Annotated in this window: 1 protein-coding gene; it reads left to right on the top strand. The window is 68.4% G+C overall.

What is annotated here, in order from left to right; translation table 11 throughout:
• Positions 1 to 1274, top strand: a 1274-nt coding sequence (locus HMPREF3014_RS14245; RefSeq protein ID WP_177344978.1) for an amino acid adenylation domain-containing protein, incomplete at both ends; no start/stop codon positions are given.

Genomic DNA, 1274 nt, shown 5'->3' with positions numbered 1-1274 from the left:
GCCGAGTACCCGCTGCAACGCGGCGTGCACCGGTTGTTCGAGGAGCAGGTCGAGCGCACACCGACGGCGCCGGCGCTGGCCTTCGGCGAGGAGCGCCTGGACTACGTCGAGCTGAACCGCCGGGCCAACCGCCTGGCGCATGCCCTGATCGAGCGCGGGATCGGCGCGGACCGCCTGGTGGGCGTGGCCATGGAACGTTCCATCGAGATGGTCGTGGCCCTGATGGCGATCCTCAAGGCCGGCGGCGCCTACGTGCCGGTGGACCCGGAGTATCCCGAGGAGCGCCAGGCCTACATGCTGGAGGACAGCGGCGTGCAACTGCTGCTCAGCCAGTCGCACCTGAAGCTGCCGCTGGCGCAAGGTGTGCAGCGGATCGACCTGGACCAGGCCGATGCCTGGCTGGAAAACCATGCCGAGAACAATCCAGGGGTCGAGCTGAACGGCGAGAATCTTGCCTATGTCATCTACACCTCCGGTTCCACCGGCAAGCCCAAGGGCGCCGGCAACCGCCATTCGGCGCTGAGCAACCGCTTGTGCTGGATGCAGCAGGCCTACGGCCTGGGCGTCGGCGACACGGTGTTGCAGAAGACCCCGTTCAGCTTCGACGTGTCGGTCTGGGAGTTCTTCTGGCCGCTGATGAGCGGAGCACGTTTGGTGGTGGCCGCGCCGGGCGACCATCGCGATCCGGCGAAGCTGGTGGAGCTGATCAATCGCGAGGGGGTCGATACGCTGCACTTCGTGCCGTCGATGCTGCAGGCCTTCCTGCAGGATGAAGACGTCGCCTCCTGCACCAGCCTGAAACGCATCGTTTGCAGCGGCGAGGCGCTGCCGGCGGACGCGCAGCAGCAGGTGTTCGCCAAGCTGCCGCAGGCCGGCCTCTATAACCTCTATGGCCCGACCGAGGCGGCCATCGACGTCACCCACTGGACCTGCGTGGAGGAGGGCAAGGACGCGGTGCCGATCGGCCGGCCGATCGCCAACCTGGCCTGCTACATCCTCGATGGCAACCTGGAGCCGGTGCCGGTGGGCGTGCTCGGCGAGCTGTACCTGGCCGGTCGGGGCCTGGCCCGTGGCTACCACCAGCGTCCGGGGCTGACTGCCGAGCGTTTCGTCGCCAGCCCGTTCGTGGCCGGGGAGCGGATGTACCGCACCGGCGACCTGGCGCGCTACCGCGCCGACGGGGTGATCGAGTACGCCGGGCGGATCGACCACCAGGTGAAGCTGCGCGGCTTGCGCATCGAGCTGGGCGAGATCGAGGCGCGCCTGCTGGAGCA

It is taken from the genome of Pseudomonas sp. HMSC065H01, assembly GCF_001815235.1.
Lineage (GTDB): Bacteria > Pseudomonadota > Gammaproteobacteria > Pseudomonadales > Pseudomonadaceae > Pseudomonas > Pseudomonas aeruginosa.
Note: the sequence above shows the minus strand (reverse complement) of the source record. Positions and strands in the feature narration are given on the sequence as shown.